The sequence below is a fragment of the Pseudomonas sp. GL-RE-29 genome (genome assembly GCF_019947275.1).
Classification (GTDB): domain Bacteria; phylum Pseudomonadota; class Gammaproteobacteria; order Pseudomonadales; family Pseudomonadaceae; genus Aquipseudomonas; species Aquipseudomonas fluorescens_A.
The window spans coordinates 1-18,671 of the sequence record NZ_JAGYGD010000010.1 but is presented as its reverse complement, the minus strand read 5'-3'; the positions used below and the strand labels follow the sequence as shown (position 1 = coordinate 18,671).

The following is an 18,671-nucleotide window of genomic DNA, read 5'->3' as shown; positions in this document are numbered from 1 at the left end:
GCTGCGTCGCGGCATCGGCATGACGTCGCAACGGACCCGCGAACGCTTGATTCAACGTCTGTACGAAGAGGGACTGTCCAACGCCAAGGTGCTGGAAGTCATTCGCCGTACGCCGCGTCACCTGTTCGTCGACGAAGCGCTGGCACACCGGGCCTACGAAGACACCGCGCTACCGATCGGGCATAACCAGACCATCTCCCAGCCTTATATGGTCGCTCGCATGAGCGAGCTGCTGCTGGAGGCCGGTCCGCTGGACAAGGTGCTGGAAATTGGCACCGGTTCGGGCTACCAGACTGCGGTGTTGTCGCAACTGGTGGAGCGGGTGTTTTCCGTGGAGCGCATCAAGGTGCTGCAGGACCGGGCCAAAGAACGCCTGGTCGAGTTGAACCTGCGAAACGTGGTGTTTCGATGGGGCGATGGCTGGGAGGGCTGGCCGGCGCTGGCGCCCTATAACGGCATCATCGTCACCGCGGTGGCGACGGATGTGCCTCAGGCATTGCTCGATCAACTGGCGCCCGGGGGGCGTCTGGTCATACCGGTAGGAGCTGGCGAGGTTCAACAATTGATGCTCATCGTTCGGGAAGAACAGGGCTTTTCCAGGCGCGTTCTGGGGGCGGTGCGCTTCGTTCCGTTGCTCAACGGGCCACTGGCCTGAGCATTTGTTTCGGCACGCTGAATTCTCTTCGATTGCCTTTGTCTTACAGCGGCGTCGATTGGTTAAACGGGGGCTTTTGTCAGTCAGCAAACGTGTGCGCCAAGCCATTTCGCTTCATTAAAGGTAAAGCTCGCACGGCCCGTTATACTTGCGACACTTCACGCCGGAGCACGGCAAAACTACATTTTCAGCCACCACAAAGGGAGCGGCGGGTGAGTCTCACAGTCATTGCGCAGCGTATGGGTACAACGAGCTTTCAGCGCCTGGTGACTGGCCTTGTCTTGAGCACCTTGCTGGTCGGATGCTCCAGCAACAAATCCAGTGATGTTCGGGTTGTCGACCGCAACAAAGCTGCGGCCCAGCGTCCGGCAGTGACGACCGGCCAGTACGTCGTCCGCCCGAAAGACACCTTGTTTTCCATCGCCTTTCGTTACGGCTGGGACTACAAGGCGCTTGCGGCCCGCAACAACATTCCCGAGCCTTACACGATCCACCCGGGTCAGACGATTCGCTTTGACGGGCGTACCGGTTCAACGTCGACAGCCGTGGTCAGTTCGTCGAATTCAACGCCTTCCTCGTCGAGTAAAACCACGGTATTCCGTCGTCCGGTAAACGGTGCGACCACCACCACACCGGTGGTTGTACCGTCCGTCGCCAACAAGCCGGCACCTGCTCCACTGCCTCCTCCCGGCCCAGCCCCGACCGGCTGGGGATGGCCTTCTAATGGCATTCTGATTGGAAAATTCTCTTCAAACGGGAGTTTGAATAAAGGAATTGATATCGCCGGAGATTTGGGACAGCCTGTTTTAGCTGCGTCTGATGGGACGGTGGTATACGCCGGGAGTGGCTTAAGGGGCTACGGCGAATTGGTCATCATCAAGCACAGCGAAACCTACGTTAGTGCCTACGGTCATAACCGCAGGTTGTTGGTTCGGGAGGGGCAGCAGGTCAAGGTCGGACAGACAATTGCCGAAATGGGGTCAACGGGTACAGACCGGGTGAAACTGCATTTTGAGATTCGCCGACAAGGTAAACCTGTAGATCCGCTGCAATTCCTGCCGCGTCGTTGATTGCTTACCAGCCTGTTCCGTCGTAGAGGGGACAGGCTCCAGCGTTGCCAAGGATAAAGGCGCCGCTTGAGCTTGAGGTCGAACTCACCAAAGGACTATAACAATGGCTCTCAGTAAAGAAGTGCCGGAGTTTGACATCGACGATGAGGTTCTCCTGATGGAGACCGGCATCGGTACGGATTCGATGTCGAATGAAGAAGGGGCGGCTCCACCTTCCGTTCGTGCCAAATCCAAACACTCCGCTTCGTTAAAGCAACACAAGTACATTGACTACACGCGGGCGCTCGATGCCACGCAGCTGTATCTCAATGAAATCGGCTTTTCCCCTCTGTTGTCCCCCGAAGAAGAAGTACATTTTGCGCGCCTGTCGCAAAGTGGTGATCCGGCTGGGCGCAAACGCATGATTGAAAGCAACTTGCGACTGGTGGTGAAAATCGCCCGACGCTATGTCAATCGTGGCTTGTCGCTGCTCGACCTGATCGAAGAGGGCAACCTCGGCTTGATCCGGGCGGTGGAGAAGTTCGACCCCGAGCGCGGCTTCCGCTTTTCGACTTACGCGACCTGGTGGATTCGTCAGACCATCGAACGCGCGATCATGAACCAGACCCGGACCATCCGGTTGCCGATTCATGTGGTCAAAGAGCTCAACGTGTACCTTCGGGCCGCACGGGAACTGACGCAAAAACTCGACCATGAACCCTCACCCGAAGAAATCGCCAACCTGCTGGAAAAACCAGTGGGAGAGGTCAAGCGCATGCTGGGCTTGAACGAGCGGGTTTCTTCGGTCGACGTCTCGCTGGGTCCGGATTCGGATAAAACCCTGCTGGACACCCTCACCGACGATCGCCCAACCGATCCATGCGAACTGCTACAGGATGACGACCTGTCCCAGAGCATCGATCAATGGCTCTCGGAACTGACCGACAAGCAACGCGAGGTGGTCGTTCGCCGCTTCGGCCTGCGCGGCCACGAGAGCAGCACCCTTGAAGACGTAGGCCTGGAAATTGGCCTGACCCGCGAGCGGGTCAGACAGATTCAGGTTGAAGGTCTGAAGCGTCTCCGGGAAATCCTGGAGAAAAATGGCCTGTCGAGTGAGTCGCTGTTTCAATAAACGATACGCTTGCTGATCAACAAAAAGCCCCGACTGGTTCGGGGCTTTTTGTTATCTGGAGACGAGGGATTTACATGACTTCGGTGCGCCCACAGGTTTGTAGTCTTGCGATGTAAGCCTTGGCTTACTCTTTCGTAAGTGTTCGTTATTTTTACACCTTGGCAGTCGGCCATGGTTATCAGCGTGAAATTCTATCTATCTGAAAAATATAGTTATTTTTCAATATTAACAGCGTGTGACAAGGTTTTCAGGCGCAGAGGACCGATTGCTCTTGCTGGAGAACTCTCTAGTATCCGGGTTGTGTCAACGGACCGACACGCCCTTCAAGGATGAGGGGAATGGACATCGCAGGACGCGATTCATCAGGACGATGAAAAGGAATACAGGGAATATGGAAAAAATGTGGGCGGGTCAAACCGCCCCTTTTTTTTGGTTCTTCACGGAATCCCGGGAAAGACAGAAACAAGAACGCCGATTTGATTGATGATGTTCGTGCGAGCAAACACATCTAAAAAACCGGCGTTCTTATGCGTGATATTAATACTTTCCTTCCTTTTTGGGAGGGCTTTTCTGTCGTCACCATCAAGCCCGATGGTGACGCCCTACAGATCGATCCGATTCCCCATGCCACCCGATTCCCTTCCTGCGGCGGCTGCCAAAAACCGTGTTCAACCACTCATGAGTATTGCGAGCGAACTGTTCGTGATCTTCCAATTCTCGGTCGCGCGGTACGCCTCAGCGTTTTGCTCAGGCGGGTTGGCTGCCGCGACTGTGGCAAGCGCATGGAGGCCGTCAGTTGGCTGGATCGCTATGCCCGCATGACGCGCCGCTTAGCCGATGCGGTCATTCAGACCTGCGAGCGCCTTCCCACCCTGCACGTGGCCCAGATGTTTGGGCTGCATTGGGACACCGTTCGGTTGCTGGAGCGTCGAGCCTTGCAGGCGGCGTTGAGCACGCTGCCAAAGGCGCAACCACGACGCCTGGTGATGGATGAATTCGCGCTGTTCAAAGGGCATCGCTACGCCAGCGTGGTGTTGGATGCCGATACGCGACGAGTGCTATGGATCGGTGAAGGCCGCAGCCGGGCGGCGGTTCGGCCCTTTTTCGAGGAGCTGGGGCCAGAGGGGTGTGCTCGAATCGAAGCGGTGGCGATGGACATGAACACCGCTTTTGACCTGGAGGTTCGTCAGCACTGCCCGAAAGCGCGAGTGGTCTACGACCTCTTTCATGTGGTGGCCAAATATGGCCGAGAGGTGATTGATCGGGTCCGCGTCGACGAGGCTAACCGACTGCGCCACGACAAGCCGGCTCGCAAGGTCATCAAGCAAGCGCGGTGGCTGTTGCTGCGCAATCCGCAGAACCTGAAAAGGCCTGAACAACAGGTTCACTTGCAGGATTTGTTGGCGGCCAACCAATCGCTGATGACGGTTTATTTGATGAAAGCTGAGCTCAAAACGCTCTGGACGCCGAGTGCTGCCTGGGCCTGGAGATCGGCCTGGAAGCAATGGCTGCGCCATGCTCATGAAAGCGAAATACCAGCTCTGATCCAGTTTGCCAAACGGCTAAAGGGCTACTGGCGGGGCATCGTGAGCCGAGTGCGCTGGCCGATGCACACCGGTCAGTTGGAAGGAATAAACAATCGAATAAAAGTCATTAAACGGATGGCGTACGGTTACCGGGATAGCGAGTTCTTTTTCATGAAGATCAAGAGCGTCTTTCCCGGTAATCCGTGAAGAACCTTTTTTTTGCCCGCTAAACGCCGATTACGCACTCGCCAATTCGATCATGCGGCACCTTCTGGTGTACGCGTTCCCCCTGTAGGAGGCGGCTTGCCAGGCGATGGTCGTTAACGATAACGCGTACGGTCTGGTTGAGCGCGGCGAACCCATCGCCAGCAAGCCGGCTCCTACGGGTATCGCGTTGACTGTGTTCCTGATGATTTTTGAAACCGAAAAAAAAGGCCCTTGTGGGGCCTTTTTTGGGAACGCGGGGGTAATCAGCGTTCGAGATGTTCGATCTTGCCTTTCTTGCCATCCCATTCAGCGGAGTCTGGCAATGGATCTTTACGTTCAGTGATGTTCGGCCAGATTTCAGCCAGTTCAACGTTCAGCTGGATAAAGTTTTCCATTCCAGCTGGAACTTCATCTTCCGAGAAGATGGCCACAGCAGGGCATTCAGGTTCGCACAGTGCGCAGTCGATGCACTCATCCGGGTGAATCACCAGGAAGTTCGGGCCTTCGTAAAAGCAGTCCACCGGACACACTTCTACGCAGTCGGTGTACTTGCACTTGATGCAGTTGTCGGTGACGACGAAGGTCATTTCTAGTTTTCTCCTCAGGCGCGGCTTGCTGCGCCCCTTCACGTGGGGGTCGCAAGGTTTGGGAGCGATAGTCTGCAGACCAGGCTAAAAGCCTGCAGCATCCCAAACCGCGCGAGATTCTAACAGCTTGCAAGCGTATGCGTTAGATCCGTGTCTTTAGTGTATAGAGCATTTCGAGTGCGCGACGTGGTGTCATGTCGTCCAGATCGAGTTTGGCCAGCTCATCCAGTACCGGATGCGGCAGGCTGGCGAACATATCGCTCTGTTGCGGCGCGGCCGGTTTGCCCTTGACGGGCTTGGGCGCTTCATGGGGCAGGGCGGTGTCTTCCAGTCGGCTCAAATGCTCCCGGGCGCGCACGATCACTTCGGTGGGCACCCCGGCCAGCTGCGCCACGGCCAAGCCGTAGCTTTGACTGGCAGGCCCCGGCAATACGTGGTGCAGGAACACGATGCGTTCGTTGTGCTCGGTGGCATTGAGGTGCACGTTGGCTACCAGCGGCTGGGCTTCTGGCAGGACCGTCAACTCAAAGTAGTGGGTGGCGAACAGCGTATAAGCCCGCAACTGTGCGAGTCTTTCTGCTGCCGCCCAGGCCAGCGACAAGCCATCGAAGGTGCTAGTGCCGCGACCGACTTCATCCATCAACACCAAACTGCGCTCGGTGGCGTTGTGCAGGATGTTCGCGGTTTCGCTCATTTCGACCATGAAGGTCGAACGCCCGCCGGCCAAGTCATCGCTGGAGCCAATCCGGGTGAAGATCCGGTCAACCAGCGACAATTCGCAGCTGGCCGCAGGAACGAAGCTGCCAATGTGCGCCAACAGCACGATCAAAGCAGTTTGCCGCATGTAGGTGGATTTACCGCCCATGTTCGGACCGGTGATCACCAGCATGCGAGTGTTGTCGTCGAGACTCAGGTCGTTGGCGACGAACGGCGTGGTCAGCACTTGTTCGACTACCGGGTGACGACCCTGGCTGATGCGCATGCATGGCTCGCTGACGAAACGCGGGCAATTCAGGTCGAGGTTCAATGCGCGCTCGGCCAGGTTGCTGAGTACGTCCAGTTCTGCCAACGCCGCGGCGGTGTCCTGCAATGGTGGCAATTGTGCGATCAGGTCTTCGAGCAGTGCCTCGTAGAGCACTTTCTCCCGGGCCAGTGCGCGGCTCTTGGCCGACAGTGCCTTGTCTTCGAAGGCCTTGAGTTCCGGCGTGATAAAGCGCTCGGCACCTTTAAGCGTCTGGCGACGAATGTAGTCTGCCGGTGCCGATTCGGCTTGTTTGCTAGGCAGCTCGATGAAGTAACCGTGAATGCGGTTGTAGCCGACCTTCAGATGCGACAAGCCGGTGCGGGCCTTTTCGCGCGCTTCGAGGTCGATCAGGAATTGCCCGGCGTTTTCGCTGAGCGATTGCAGTTCGTCGAGTTCACTGTCGTAGCCGGTCTTCAACACGCCGCCGTCGCGGATCACCGCGGGCGGGTTATCGATAATGGCTTTTTCCAGCAACGCCGCCAGTTCCGGATAGGTGCTGGTCGTCGTAGCCAGTTGATTGAGGTGCGGCGCTTCCAGCTCGGTCATCGCCACTTGCAACTCCGGCAGTGCGCCAAGGGCGTCACGCAGGCGGGCCAAGTCACGGGGCCGTGCGTTACGCAGGCCGATCCGCGCGAGAATCCGTTCGATGTCGCCGATTTCCTTGAGCTGCGGTTGCAGTTTCTCGAAGCGGTAACGGTCGAGCAGGCAGGTGATCGAGGTCTGGCGCGCCAGCAGGACGGTCAGGTCGCGCAATGGCCGGTTCAGCCAGCGGGTCAGCAGTCGGCTGCCCATGGCGGTCTGGCAACGGTCGACTACCGATTGCAACGTGTTGTCGCGCCCCCCCGCCAGGTTGGTGTCCAGCTCCAGGTTGCGACGGCTCGCGCCGTCCAGCACCACGGTATCGTCCAGGCGCTCATGGCGCAGACTGCGCAAGTGGGGCAGGGCGGTGCGTTGGGTTTCCTTCGCGTAGGCGAGCAGGCAACCGGCAGCCCCGATGGCCAGGGTCAGGTTTTCGCAGCCGAACCCTTTCAGGTCCTGGGTGGAGAATTGCTGGCAAAGACTTTTCAGCGCCGAGTCGCGCTCGAAATCCCACGGCGCGCGGCGACGAACCCCACGACGCTTTTCCGCCGGCAGATCTTTCGGCCAGTCATCCGGGATCAACAACTCCACCGGGTTGACCCGTTCCAGTTCCGCCAGCAGGTTTTCCCAGCCCTTGATTTCCAGCACGCTGAAGTTGCCGCTGGTGATGTCCAGAACCGCCAGACCGAACAGGCGCTCATCGCCCAATACCGCAGCGATCAGGTTGTCCCGACGTTCATCCAGCAGCGCCTCGTCACTCACCGTCCCCGGCGTGATGATCCGCACCACCTGACGATCCACGGGACCTTTGCTGGTGGCCGGGTCGCCGACCTGCTCACAAATCACCACCGACTCGCCGAGCTTCACCAGTTTCGCCAGGTAACCTTCGGCGGCATGGTAAGGAATCCCACACATCGGAATCGCCTGGCCTGCCGACTGCCCACGGGCGGTCAGGGTGATGTCCAGCAACTTGGCGGCCTTCTTCGCGTCTTCATAGAAGATCTCGTAGAAGTCACCCATGCGGTAGAACATCAACTGGTCCGGGTGCTGGTTTTTCAGGCGCCAGTACTGCTGCATCATCGGCGTGTGGGAGGACAGGTCGGAAAGGGCTTTATTCATTGGGAATCGGAAAACTCGTTGAAAGGTGTGGGGCAAAAGTGGGGCAATCGCCCGGCTTTTCCGCAATGGGCGCAAGATTAACATGGGCGGTCTGTCGGACGCAGGCGCGAACGCCATGCGGTGTGTTTCGACAATGGCAGATACGAAGTGATCATCGGGTTATATGAGCGCTGGATCGCCCGGCGCGTCGGCGTAACTAAACGGCCGTCCTATGCTCCAGACGATCAGCCTTGAGTCATGGTTTTGCCGCATTCAATGGAAGACCAGGCATACACATTTTGATCGTCTCCAAGTCTTGCAAGCTCAATCTGCTCGTGTACGTTAGTCCCATTCCGTCGATCAGGAGATGACCGTGAAAGAAATCACCCAACTGGCTGCTGAACTTGGCAGACGCTTGCAGGTTCTCAATGCCCACGTCACTGCCGCCGAGTCCTGTACCGGTGGCGGAATCAGTGAAGCGATCACCCGGATTCCGGGCAGTTCGGCGTGGTTCGAGGCCGGTTATGTCACCTATTCCAACCGACAGAAAACCCAGCAGTTGAATGTCCCGGCCGAGTTGTTTTCAACGGTGGGGGCGGTCAGTCGCGAGGTGGTCGAGGCCATGGTTCGTGGCGCGCAGGAAAAAAGCCACGCGCGTTTTGCCGTGGCAGTCAGTGGCGTGGCCGGGCCGGATGGCGGTTCGCCGAGCAAGCCCGTAGGCACGGTTTGGCTGGCCTGGGGCGTCGGTGAGCAGGTGTTCAGCGAAGTGCAGCACTTCCCCGGCAACCGCGACGAGGTCCGCCGACAAACGGTGAAGGCCGCGCTAGAGGGGCTGCTGCGGCATGCCGCGGGAGAAATCTCAAATCAGGGGTAGGCGATCCTCAAACGCTGTGGAATAATACTGGCTACTTATACAGGTGTTGGCCGTCAGGCCTTATTGATTACGTGAGGACTTTAATGGACGACAACAAGAAGAAAGCCTTGGCTGCGGCCCTGGGTCAGATCGAACGTCAATTCGGCAAAGGTGCCGTAATGCGTATGGGCGATCAGGACCGTCAGGCGATCCCATCCATCTCTACTGGCTCTCTGGGTCTGGACATTGCACTGGGCATTGGCGGTCTGCCTAAAGGCCGTATTGTTGAAATCTACGGTCCTGAATCTTCCGGTAAAACCACGCTGACCTTGTCCGTGATCGCCCAGGCTCAAAAAGCCGGCGCGACCTGCGCATTCGTCGACGCCGAACACGCCCTCGATCCTGAGTACGCCGGCAAACTGGGCGTCAACGTCGATGACCTGTTGGTTTCCCAGCCGGACACCGGTGAGCAAGCCCTGGAAATCACCGACATGCTGGTGCGTTCCAACGCGGTTGACGTGATCATCGTCGACTCCGTGGCGGCGCTGGTGCCAAAGGCTGAAATCGAAGGCGAAATGGGCGACATGCACGTGGGCCTGCAAGCCCGTCTGATGTCCCAGGCGCTGCGTAAAATCACCGGTAACATCAAGAACGCCAACTGCCTGGTGATCTTCATCAACCAGATCCGTATGAAAATTGGCGTGATGTTCGGCAGCCCGGAAACCACCACCGGTGGTAACGCGCTGAAGTTCTACGCTTCGGTTCGCCTGGATATCCGTCGTACTGGCGCGGTGAAGGAAGGTGACGAGGTTGTCGGTAGCGAAACCCGCGTCAAGGTTGTGAAGAACAAGGTGGCTTCGCCGTTCCGTCAGGCCGAGTTCCAGATTCTTTACGGCAAGGGCATCTACCTCAATGGCGAGATGATCGACCTGGGTGTGTTGCACGGTTTTGTTGAGAAGTCCGGTGCCTGGTATGCGTACAACGGCACCAAGATCGGTCAGGGTAAAGCCAACTCGGCCAAGTTCCTGGCGGATAACCCGGAAATCGCCGCGACCCTTGAGAAACAACTGCGCGACAAACTGCTGACCCCGGCGCCGGACGTCAAGGCTTCCCCAGTCAAAGAGACTCAAGACGACCTGGCTGACGCTGATATCTGATCAATCCGATGACCGCCGTACTCGATACACTCGTCGCGGTGCGGCGAACCGCAATGGACCTGCTCGCACGACGCGAGCACGGTCGGGTCGAGCTGACGCGAAAGTTGCGTCAGCGCGGCGCTCTCCCTGAAATGATCGAAACCGCCCTGGACCGCTTGACAGAAGAGGGGCTGTTGTCCGAATCCCGTTACCTCGAAAGTTTCGTCGCCTACCGTGCTCGTTCCGGTTACGGCCCTTTGCGTATTCGCGAAGAGTTGAGCCAGCGCGGCCTGCAACGCAGCGACATCGAACTCGCCTTGCGCGAGAGCGGTATCAGTTGGTCGGAACAACTGGAAGACACTTGGCGACGCAAGTTTTCCGGGCATTTACCAATCGACGCCCGGGAACGTGCCAAGCAAGGCAGGTTCCTGGCGTATCGGGGATATTCCATGGAAATGATCAACCGCTTGTTCAGCGGTCGAGGGATGGACGATTGACTGAAACGGCTCGCTATTTCGATAGCGGGCCGTTTTTTTATGCCTCACGTAACCTTTGAGGACTCCCGCGTGCGCTGTTGTGCTGGAGGTTGGGCTTGCGCCCAGTTTTCCGACAGGTTGATGTAATCCACCAACTCGCGCAAACGCCCATGATCGCGGGCATTGAAGGTGAACGCCAATCGCGCCAGATGGCTGAACTGCGCTTCGTCGTGCTCCTCGCCGTTGTAAGCATGTTGATGGAAATGATCGCTCAGGCACAGGTCGGCGAATTTTTCCTGCATGTGTTCGAGTGCCCGGTCACTGAGCGAGTGGTTCATACGAATCACGAACTGATGCTTGAGCCAGCGGCTGGAGTGGTAATTGCTGTAGAACTGGTTGATCTGTTCCACCGCCTCCTCGGCACTGTAAACCAACTTCACCAACTTCATGTCGGTGGGCAGGATGTAGCGGTTTTCCTCGAGTTGGTGGTGGATGAAGTCCAGCGCGCCTTGCCAGAACTTGCCGCCTGGTGCGTCCAGTAACACCACCGGCACCAGCGGACTTTTACCGGTCTGGATCAACGTCAGCACCTCCAGCGCTTCATCCAGTGTGCCGAAACCGCCCGGGCACAGCACCAGCGCATCGGCTTCCTTGACGAAGAACAGCTTGCGGGTAAAGAAGAAGTGGAAGGGCAGCAGATTGGTGGTGCCGTTGACGGTGGGGTTGGCATGTTGCTCGAAGGGCAGGGTGATGTTGAACCCCAGGCTATGTGTCAGGCCGGCGCCTTCATGCGCCGCAGCCATGATGCCGCCACCGGCGCCGGTGATGACCATCAGGTCCGAGCGTGCCAGCGCGGCGCCCAGTTCTCGGGCCAGTCCGTACAGGGGATGTTCTATCGGTGTGCGGGCCGAGCCGAAGACGGTGACTTTGCGTCGTCCCCGGAACTGCTCCAGCACACGGAAGGCATGCTCCAGTTCGCGCAGGGCTTGCAGGGTGATCTTGGCATTCCAGCGGTTGTGGTCTTCCTGGGCCATGCGCAGCACGGTCAGGATCATATCGCGGTAGATCGGGATGTTCGGGCTGTTGGGTGAAACAAGGCTGAGTTGCTCTTCGACCTTGCTGATGAGGTCGTGGCCGCTTTCTTCGAAATGACGGCTCAGGAGGTCATTCGGTTGGTAAGGCATTCAACTTCTCCTTCTGCACAGAACCCTCGGCATCAATACGCAGTCGTCGATGCCACGACACATCCTGTATCGCTGTCTGCCCAGGCCCATGCCTGGGCGATCCACTTGACCCGAATAGTCATCGGGTCATCCAAACAGGTTCTGTTTTTCCCTTGGATGAAAGAAACGTTCTCACAACACAAAGCGTAATGGGCGGCCCCTTTCCGACCTTGAAAATTTGAACGCGGATACCTGAAATCTAGACCCTCGCAGTGATTTACGCTGCCTTGATCATTGCGCCGCAAACTCTTTCCTGGCAACCGCTTATTGACGATTTGCAAAGTGCTTTCACCGCCCGTCCGAACGCGCGCCGAGTGTCCGCCACTCTGATTTACTAAGTTACAGGCGTCACACGACAACTTTGCGTCAACGGCAGGGCGCACGGTACTAGCGGTTAAAGGATTTATCGCTCGACGAGAGTGAGGTGCAAGGAGGCGGGAGCCATGGCCAGAGTCATTCTGGAGATAGAGATCGATACGCAACTGTATCGATTATTGAAGTCATCGGCCGAGACCCATCACCTGAGTCTCGAAGAGGAGTGTTGCCGACGACTGGAGGGGGCAGAGCCGCACTCTCGTTACTTGCAGGCATTACTGGCAGAACTGCGCGCCGAGGATGAACAGCGGCGCGCCAAGCCTCTTTGATTATTTCTTCTTCGTGGTCGCTTTTGGGCAATCCGATTCCTGGTAGCTGGCGGAGCCGACCGAGCGGTTGGTCTTCACTTCGGTGAAGTCGTAACGCATGGTCGCGCCCTTGGCCATCAGCTTGCGGAACGACGGGTTGTTGCATACCGAGGCGCCAAGCTGGAAGTACACGGCTTTCGGATCAGCGCGCATCTTGTTGGCGTGGCTGCTTTGCACGCTCAAATGGTTGATCAACGTCGTTCCTTCGACGGTATAGCCTTGATCAAGAATGTCTTCGTTGATCGCCCGAGGCGTGCCAACACTGCTTTGTGCGGCGACGTTTCGCAGCTCTTTGTTCAGATTCTGCTCACTCAAGGACGCAGCCTGAGCGTTGAAGGACGACGCCAGCAGAATGGCAGCGGTGGGAACGATAAGGCGCAGCATGAAACTCTCCTGGTTCAGTGACTGGTGGTTCGACCCGTCACGTGACTGTGCGTTCAGTGGCGGCGAATTATAGGGGAGGCGGCCCGGACGGTACAGGTTTGCGCCCGCCGCTCTGGTAAACTGTCGACCTTTATTGCCCTGCCGAGTGTTGTTCGTGTCAATTTCCCTGTTTTGTCGGCGTTGCCTGCGATGAACCACGCCCCCAACGCCGTAGCCCGCCTGCGCGATCAACGCGAAGAGGAAGGTATCAAGCCGATTCAGGCCCGTGGCTGGCGCGCCACCCGCTGCCGTGCTTGCCGCGTCATCGAGAGCCACTGTCTGTGCGCCTGGCGTCCGCGAGTCGAGACCCGCTCCGGGGTGTGCCTGATCATGACCAACAAGGAAGTGTTCAAGCCGAGCAATACGGGTTGGCTGATTGCTGACGTGGTGCGCGATAACCATGCGTTCATCTGGTCACGTACCGAACCGGATCCGCAGTTACTGGCGTTGCTCGCCGACCCGCAATGGCAACCGTATCTGGTGTTTCCAGGCGAGTACGTCGAGCCGGAGCGCGTGACTAATACTGTGGACATCGATAGCACCAAGCGACCGCTGTTCATCCTGCTCGACGCGACCTGGACTGAAGCGCGGAAGATTTTCCGTAAAAGTCCATATTTCGACGGGCTCCCGATCCTGAGCCTGCTGCCCGAGAAGCTGTCACGCTATCGACTGCGCCGGTCTACCCGCAGTGAGCATTTGTGTACGGCCGAAGTGGCGGCGCTGTGCCTCGATCTGGCGGGTGATATTCAGGCCGCATCGGCACTGGACGCGTATTTCGACGTGTTCAGCCAACATTACCTGGATGCAAAACATCAGTTGGAAATGAACGTTGAAACCCCCGCACATGCCGAGTTGATGCCTTTCGTGCCGAACGCCGTGGCTGATGTGGGCTGATTGTCTCCGATTCTGCAAAGAACTGTGCTGGCCATGCACCTTGACCACCCCGGTTTCGCTGGGCATGCTTGGCGCCGATTGGGGCGCGGCCGAAGTTTGATACGCCGTGTTCTTCGTGAGAACCACGTGATTGGCGTTGAACGTGCCCCGTTGGTGCAGCTCCGTGGCTGTACTGAGTTGTTTGAAGAACAGGATCATTTGAAAAATGGCCACATACGAAATCCTGATTGCCGATGATCACCCGCTTTTTCGTTCAGCCCTGCACCAAGCGTTGACCCTGGGCCTTGGCCCGGATGTCCGCCTGGTGGAAGTGGCGAGCATTGCCGAGCTGGAAACCCGCCTGACTGAAAAAGCCGACTGGGACCTGGTACTGCTGGATCTGAACATGCCGGGGGCGTATGGTTTTTCCGGGCTGGTGCTGTTGCGCGGCCAGTACCCGCAGATTCCGGTGGTCATGGTCTCGGCTCAGGAAGAAGCGACGATCATGGTCAAGTCCCGCGAGTTCGGCGCCAGTGGCTTCATTCCCAAGTCCAGTGACCTGAGCGTGATCCAGAAAGCGGTGCGCGCGGTGCTCGACGGTGATGTGTTCTGGCCACCGCAAGCGTTCGAAGCGGTCAGCGTTTCCGATGAGGCCAAGGCTGCCAGCGAAGGACTTGCGAGCCTGACTCCGCAGCAGTTTCGCGTCCTGACCATGGTTTGCGAAGGATTGCTGAACAAGCAGATTGCTTACGAATTGAGCGTATCTGAAGCGACCATCAAGGCCCACGTGACTGCGATTTTCCGTAAGCTGAACGTGCGCACTCGGACGCAGGCGGCTTTGCTCCTGCAACAACTTGAGTCAATTTCGAGCCACTGACTTTTGGCATCTTCACGCTTTTTTGACTTTGGTTAATCTAGCTTTCCCACTCTTTTTCGGTCAGTTGCTCACTCTATGTCTCCTTTCAAAGGCCAGACCGGCCTGAAACGCATCCTCAACGCCTCCGGTTATTCCCTGGACGGCCTGCGCGCAGCCTTCACCGGTGAAGCGGCTTTCCGGCAGCTGGTCTTGCTCAACGTGATCCTCATTCCGCTGTCGTTCTTCCTGAACGTCAGCCGGGTCGAGCAGGCGTTGTTGATCGCGGTGTGCCTGTTGGCGCTGATCGTCGAGTTGCTTAACTCGGCAGTGGAAGCGGCCATCGACCGAATTTCACTGGAACTGCACCCGTTGTCGAAAAACGCCAAGGACATGGGCAGCGCCGCGCAATTCGTGGCACTGACCATGATCGCGCTGGTGTGGGCAGTGATTCTGCTTTAAGCAATCGCTGGCAGAACGATCTCGTCGCTGCGCTGAACCCCGGCGGTGAAGGCGCGGCACAGGTCGAGAAACTCGCGCATGGCCGAGGTCTGGTACTTCTGTTTGTGCCAGATGAAATAGAACTGTCGCGCCAGATCCAGATCCGGTGTCTCCACAGGCACCAGGCTGCCACGACGGAACGCGTCCCGCAGGGCCAGTCGCGAGATACAGCCAATCCCCAGACCGGATTCCACCGCACGTTTGATTGCTTCGGTGTGCTCCAACTCGAGGCGGATATTCAGCGAGCTGCGGTGATGACGCATGGCCTGATCGAACGTCAGGCGCGTGCCCGAGCCTTGTTCACGCAGAATCCACGCTTCGTGGCTCAGCTCTTCCATGCTCGCAGTACCGCGCTTGGCCAGCGGATGCTGCGGTGCGCAAAACACCACCAGCTCATCCTCGACCCAACTCTGCACTTCGATGTCCGGATGGCTGCAATCACCTTCGATTAGACCCAGATCAATTTCATAGTGGGCCACTTGTTGCACGATATTGGCAGTGTTCTGCACGTGCAGCTTCACTTGGCTTTCCGGGTGGCGTTGCATGAAACCACCAATCAGCAGGGTCGCCAGGTAGTTGCCGATGGTCAGCGTTGCGCCCACCGCCAAGGAGCCGAAACCGGACTTGCCGTTGAGCAGGTCTTCGATCTCCTTGGCCTGATCAAGCATCGCCACCGCTTGCGGCAGCAGCTGTTTGCCGAGGGCGTTGAGGCTCAGGCGTTTGCCGGCGCGGTCGAACAACTGGCAGCTCGACTGACGTTCCAGCTCGGTGATCGAGGTGCTCGCCGCCGATTGCGACAGATTGAGCAATCCCGCAGCACGGGAAACGCTCTCCTGCTGGGCGACGGCGACGAATACTTGAAGTTGACGGAGAGTAAATCGCATATCGATATAACCGATAACCCTTATCTTAATAATCCAGTTAACAGATATTGTCGTCGCTATTAGAATGCGATGCAATTGCGCACCGCCAACGCTCTTATAGCAGAGCAAGCGCAGACCCAATCTCCAGGAGTCCCCGTACATGAGCAACATGAACCACGAGCGTGTCCTCAGTGTTCATCACTGGAACGACACTCTGTTCAGCTTCAAGTGCACCCGTGATCCGGGCCTGCGCTTCGAGAACGGTCAGTTCGTGATGATCGGCCTGCAACAACCCAACGGCCGCCCGCTTATGCGCGCTTACTCGATTGCCAGCCCGAACTGGGAAGAGCATCTCGAGTTCTTCAGCATCAAGGTGCCTGATGGTCCGCTGACTTCCCAGTTGCAGCATCTGAAGGAAGGCGACGAGATCATCATCAGCAAGAAGCCTACCGGCACGCTGGTGCTGGATGACTTGAAGCCTGGCAAACATTTGTACCTGCTCAGCACCGGTACCGGTCTGGCGCCGTTCATGAGCGTCATCCAGGACCCGGAAACCTACGAGCGTTTCGAAAAAGTGATCCTGTGCCACGGCGTGCGTTACGTCAACGAAGTCGCTTATCGCGAGTTCATCACCGAGCATTTGCCGCAGAACGAGTTCTTCGGCGACGCGCTGCGTGACAAGTTGATCTACTACCCGACCGTGACCCGCGAGCCATTCGAAAACGAAGGCCGCCTGACCGATTTGATGCGCAGCGGCAAGCTGTTCAGCGACATCGGCCTGCCGCCGATCAACCCGCAGGATGACCGCGCCATGCTGTGCGGCAGCCCGAGCATGCTCGACGAGACCAGCGAAGTGTTGAACAGTTTCGGCCTGAAAGTCTCGCCGCGGATGCGCGAGCCGGGTGATTACCTGATCGAGCGTGCGTTCGTAGAGAAGTGACCACCGGTCACCTGTAGGAGCTGGCTTGCCGGCGATGGACTTCAATTCACCGCGTTTGACCGGTGTACACGCGTTTTCGTTAACGACCATCGCTGGCAAGCCAGCTCCTACAAAAAGCCCGCGTTACCTGAAAAGGTAGCGCGGGCTTTTTTGTTCCGGCGTCTACTCGCTTGCGGGGATGACTTCGAGGACGCAGATTTGCTCCGGCGTCGGGTAATGCCAGCGCACATCCACATCCCAAAACTGCGCGCCGTATTCCCGTTCGGGTGCAGGCGTTTGATACGCCGGGCGCGGATCTTGCGCCAGGCATTGCTCGATCAGCTCGACCAAAGGCTCTGCAAGGCGCTGAGCATGCCCGTGCGCCTGTTGCAGTGCGGCCTCCGTCCACTCTACGGCAGTCAGTTGCGGCGCGGCGCTGGCGATGCTGTTGGAGGCTGTGTTGACGATGTCCGCGTAAGGCACGTAGGGCTTGATGTCGAGAATCGGCGTGCCGTCCAACAGGTCGATGCCGGATATCCACAGGCGGTCGGCTTCAACCCTGTCCAGTTTGACCACTGACTGACCAATGCCATTGGGGCGATGTGTCGCGCGGGTGGCGAACACGCCCATGGATTTGTTGCCGCCCAGGCGAGGAGGGCGGACTTTCAGTCGTGGTTTTTCTTCCAGGGCCTGATGGAACAGGAACAGCAACCAGACATGGCTGACCTGCTCCAGACCCTGCACCGCATCGCCTTGATCGAATGGCGCCACCAATTCCAGGATGCCACGCGCGGCCGGGGCCAACTGTGGCTGGCGCGGGATGGCGAACTTCTCCTTGAAGCAGGAGCGCACGAAGCCGATGGGGGAAACGCTGTAGGTCATGGTTTGGGTCGAAGTGGGAATGAGGGCGGACATGATAGCCCATGCGCATTCTGTGGCGAGGGAGCTTGCTCCCGCTGGGTGCGAAGCGCCCCCAAATACCTTCACCGAGTTTCTCCGGGGGAAACTCGGTGGTGTAGGCGGTTGCTTCGCAACCGAGGGGGAGCAAGCTCCCTCGCCACAAAAACGGGTGTCAGAGGCTGAATCCACCATCCAGCGGAATGATATTCCCGGTCATATAGGCCCCAGCCGTACTCGCCAGACTGATCGCCAGCGCCGCCATTTCTTCCTCGCGGCCCCAGCGTTTCATCGGAATCAACGCGGTATCTTCGGCCAACGCCTGCTCATCGTTGCCAATGTGCTGGGTCATCTTGCTCGGAAAGCGCCCCGGCGCGATCACATTGACGTTGATGTGCTGGCTCACCAGTTCCCGCGCCAAAATCCGTGACAATTGGTGCAGCGCAGCCTTGCTCGGTCCGTAGGCGTAGGCCTGTTCGCCGAAGGAGGAAATCCCGGCTACCGAACCGATGTTGATGATCCGGGCAGGGTTGGCTTCGGAACCGGCCTTGCGCAGCAGCGGCAAGAACTGCTGGATGCAGTTGAACACCGAGGTCACATTGAGCTGCATGACCTTTTCCCAGCCCTTGATCGGGTAGCTTTCCAGCGGCGCGCCCCACGTGGTGCCGGCATTGTTGACCAAAATATCGAGGTGGCTGATCTGCTCGCCCAGTCGCGTGGCCAACTGCTGCACGCCTTCTTCGGTGGCCAGATTTGCAGCCAATCCAACGCATCGGCCGAAGGCCCCGAGTTCATCAGCCGTTTGCTGGCAGGCCTCGGCATCGCGGGCGCAGACGTACACGGTGGCGCCGGCCTCGACATAGGCCTTGGCGATCATTTTGCCGATACCACGGGTGCCGCCGGTCACCAGAGCGGTGCGGCCTTGCAGGGAAAAGTAGGGATGCATGGCGAGTCCTGAAAACTGAGGGTCATTACACCCTAGTCGTCAGCCGCGGGAAGCGGAGCCACTATTTTTGCGCGGAATGGGGATTCATACAGCCAGGCTTGCGACCGCTCCCCCTTGTAGGAGCCGGCTTGCTGGCGATGGCGTCTTTGAAATCGCCATCGCCAGCAA

The 18,671-nt window shown here is 58.1% G+C and carries 19 protein-coding genes; 12 read left to right on the top strand and 7 right to left on the bottom strand.

What is annotated here, in order from left to right:
- The first annotated feature begins 19 nt into the window (after nt 1-19).
- The 4 genes from KGB21_RS10620 (at nt 20) to KGB21_RS10605 (ending at nt 4,569) form a co-directional block, all read left to right on the top strand.
- Complete coding sequence (locus KGB21_RS10620) at nt 20-655, top strand: protein-L-isoaspartate(D-aspartate) O-methyltransferase (protein ID WP_172668694.1); 636 nt, start codon at nt 20-22, stop codon at nt 653-655.
- Between the two features lie 212 nt (nt 656-867).
- Complete coding sequence (locus tag KGB21_RS10615; protein WP_034149874.1) at nt 868-1,725, top strand: peptidoglycan DD-metalloendopeptidase family protein; 858 nt, start codon at nt 868-870, stop codon at nt 1,723-1,725.
- Nucleotides 1,726-1,828: 103 nt separating this feature from the next.
- On the top strand, nt 1,829-2,836 hold the full coding sequence (gene rpoS, locus KGB21_RS10610; protein WP_034149873.1) for an RNA polymerase sigma factor RpoS: 1,008 nt from the start codon (nt 1,829-1,831) through the stop codon (nt 2,834-2,836).
- Nucleotides 2,837-3,363: 527 nt separating this feature from the next.
- The gene (locus KGB21_RS10605) at nt 3,364-4,569 is read left to right on the top strand and encodes an ISL3 family transposase (RefSeq protein WP_223505088.1); all 1,206 of its coding nucleotides are present in this window, start codon (nt 3,364-3,366) and stop codon (nt 4,567-4,569) included.
- 263 nt (nt 4,570-4,832) lie between these two features.
- Here KGB21_RS10605 and fdxA read toward each other — a convergent pair whose 3' ends face one another.
- Nucleotides 4,833-5,156, bottom strand: a complete 324-nt coding sequence (fdxA, locus tag KGB21_RS10600) for a ferredoxin FdxA (RefSeq protein WP_034149872.1) — start codon at nt 5,154-5,156, stop codon at nt 4,833-4,835.
- A 142-nt stretch (nt 5,157-5,298) separates the two neighbouring features.
- Nucleotides 5,299-7,878, bottom strand: a complete 2,580-nt coding sequence (mutS, locus tag KGB21_RS10595) for a DNA mismatch repair protein MutS (protein WP_223505087.1) — start codon at nt 7,876-7,878, stop codon at nt 5,299-5,301.
- A 352-nt stretch (nt 7,879-8,230) separates the two neighbouring features.
- Here mutS and KGB21_RS10590 point away from each other — a divergent pair, with 352 nt between their 5' ends.
- The 3 genes from KGB21_RS10590 to recX all read left to right on the top strand — a co-directional run bounded on the left by KGB21_RS10590 (nt 8,231) and on the right by recX (nt 10,343).
- Nucleotides 8,231-8,731 carry a CinA family protein gene (locus KGB21_RS10590; RefSeq protein ID WP_034149909.1) on the top strand — a complete coding sequence of 167 codons (501 nt, stop codon included), beginning with the start codon at nt 8,231-8,233 and terminating at the stop codon, nt 8,729-8,731.
- An 83-nt stretch (nt 8,732-8,814) separates the two neighbouring features.
- Entirely contained in the window at nt 8,815-9,867 is a 1,053-nt protein-coding gene (gene recA / locus KGB21_RS10585; protein WP_034149870.1) for a recombinase RecA, read from the top strand.
- Nucleotides 9,868-9,875: 8 nt separating this feature from the next.
- The gene (gene recX, locus KGB21_RS10580) at nt 9,876-10,343 is read left to right on the top strand and encodes a recombination regulator RecX (RefSeq protein WP_034149869.1); all 468 of its coding nucleotides are present in this window, start codon (nt 9,876-9,878) and stop codon (nt 10,341-10,343) included.
- 44 nt (nt 10,344-10,387) lie between these two features.
- Here the strand turns inward: recX and KGB21_RS10575 are convergent, their stop codons facing one another.
- The gene (locus KGB21_RS10575; protein ID WP_223505086.1) at nt 10,388-11,506 is read right to left on the bottom strand and encodes a TIGR00730 family Rossman fold protein; all 1,119 of its coding nucleotides are present in this window, start codon (nt 11,504-11,506) and stop codon (nt 10,388-10,390) included.
- Between the two features lie 482 nt (nt 11,507-11,988).
- Here KGB21_RS10575 and KGB21_RS10570 point away from each other — a divergent pair, with 482 nt between their 5' ends.
- Nucleotides 11,989-12,189: a hypothetical protein gene (locus tag KGB21_RS10570; RefSeq protein WP_034149867.1), complete on the top strand. Its 201-nt coding sequence runs from the start codon at nt 11,989-11,991 to the stop codon at nt 12,187-12,189.
- Here KGB21_RS10570 and KGB21_RS10565 read toward each other — a convergent pair whose 3' ends face one another.
- Nucleotides 12,190-12,612 carry a PA3611 family quorum-sensing-regulated virulence factor gene (locus KGB21_RS10565; protein WP_034149866.1) on the bottom strand — a complete coding sequence of 141 codons (423 nt, stop codon included), beginning with the start codon at nt 12,610-12,612 and terminating at the stop codon, nt 12,190-12,192.
- 189 nt (nt 12,613-12,801) lie between these two features.
- Here KGB21_RS10565 and KGB21_RS10560 point away from each other — a divergent pair, with 189 nt between their 5' ends.
- The 3 genes from KGB21_RS10560 to KGB21_RS10550 all read left to right on the top strand — a co-directional run bounded on the left by KGB21_RS10560 (nt 12,802) and on the right by KGB21_RS10550 (nt 14,839).
- Nucleotides 12,802-13,545, top strand: a complete 744-nt coding sequence (locus KGB21_RS10560; protein ID WP_034149865.1) for a tRNA-uridine aminocarboxypropyltransferase — start codon at nt 12,802-12,804, stop codon at nt 13,543-13,545.
- A 205-nt stretch (nt 13,546-13,750) separates the two neighbouring features.
- Nucleotides 13,751-14,401: a response regulator transcription factor ErdR gene (erdR, locus tag KGB21_RS10555; RefSeq protein WP_034149864.1), complete on the top strand. Its 651-nt coding sequence runs from the start codon at nt 13,751-13,753 to the stop codon at nt 14,399-14,401.
- Between the two features lie 75 nt (nt 14,402-14,476).
- Nucleotides 14,477-14,839, top strand: coding sequence for a diacylglycerol kinase (locus tag KGB21_RS10550; RefSeq protein WP_034149863.1), 363 nt, complete (start codon nt 14,477-14,479; stop codon nt 14,837-14,839).
- On the opposite strand, the gene KGB21_RS10545 is transcribed toward KGB21_RS10550, so the two are convergent.
- On the bottom strand, nt 14,836-15,762 hold the full coding sequence (locus KGB21_RS10545) for a LysR family transcriptional regulator (RefSeq protein ID WP_034149862.1): 927 nt from the start codon (nt 15,760-15,762) through the stop codon (nt 14,836-14,838). The two genes, KGB21_RS10550 and KGB21_RS10545, sit on opposite strands and share 4 nt — an antisense overlap.
- A 139-nt stretch (nt 15,763-15,901) precedes the next feature.
- On the opposite strand from KGB21_RS10545, the gene fpr reads away from it, so the two are divergent.
- Nucleotides 15,902-16,681, top strand: coding sequence for a ferredoxin-NADP reductase (gene fpr, locus KGB21_RS10540; RefSeq protein WP_008054100.1), 780 nt, complete (start codon nt 15,902-15,904; stop codon nt 16,679-16,681).
- Between the two features lie 162 nt (nt 16,682-16,843).
- On the opposite strand, the gene tsaA is transcribed toward fpr, so the two are convergent.
- Entirely contained in the window at nt 16,844-17,542 is a 699-nt protein-coding gene (gene tsaA / locus KGB21_RS10535) for a tRNA (N6-threonylcarbamoyladenosine(37)-N6)-methyltransferase TrmO (protein WP_223505151.1), read from the bottom strand.
- A gap of 190 nt (nt 17,543-17,732) precedes the next feature.
- Nucleotides 17,733-18,503, bottom strand: a complete 771-nt coding sequence (locus tag KGB21_RS10530; protein WP_034149861.1) for an SDR family oxidoreductase — start codon at nt 18,501-18,503, stop codon at nt 17,733-17,735.
- Nucleotides 18,504-18,671 lie beyond the last annotated feature (168 nt).